The following is a 429-nucleotide window of genomic DNA, read 5'->3' as shown; positions in this document are numbered from 1 at the left end:
TGTTGACCCGGATCCCGCGCGGCCCGTACTCCAGCGCCGCGCCGCGCGCGTGCATGACCAGCGCCGCCTTCGCCGCGCTGTAGTGGACGTGGCCGGGTGCGGGCTGGCGGGCCTCGATCGACGCGACGTGCGTGACGCTGCCGCCGTCGCCCATCAGCCGGGCCGCCGCCTGGGTACAGGAGAACGCGCTGGTCAGGGTCGCGTCCAGCATCGCCCGCCAGCGCTCGGCCGTGAGGTCTTCGAGGGGCTCGACCGGTTGGACGCCGGCGTTGTTGACCAGCGCGTCGAGCCGTCCGCCCCAGTCCGCGACGGCGTCGAGCAGGGCGTGGCAGGCAGCGTCGTCGGTGAGTTCGGCGGCGAACGCGCGGGCCCGCCCGCCGGCCGCTTCGATCGCCGCGACGACGTCGTCGGCGGCGCCGGGCCGCCGGT

Annotated in this window: 1 protein-coding gene; it reads right to left on the bottom strand. The window is 76.5% G+C overall.

The window, feature by feature from the left end; translation table 11 throughout:
* The coding region (locus tag G3I65_RS42955; protein WP_160701176.1) for an SDR family NAD(P)-dependent oxidoreductase at positions 1 to 429 on the bottom strand (429 nt) is incomplete at both ends.

Source organism: Amycolatopsis sp. SID8362, assembly GCF_010550475.1.
Taxonomy (GTDB): domain Bacteria; phylum Actinomycetota; class Actinomycetes; order Mycobacteriales; family Pseudonocardiaceae; genus Amycolatopsis; species Amycolatopsis eburnea.
This window is presented reverse-complemented; position numbering and strand designations above follow the sequence as displayed.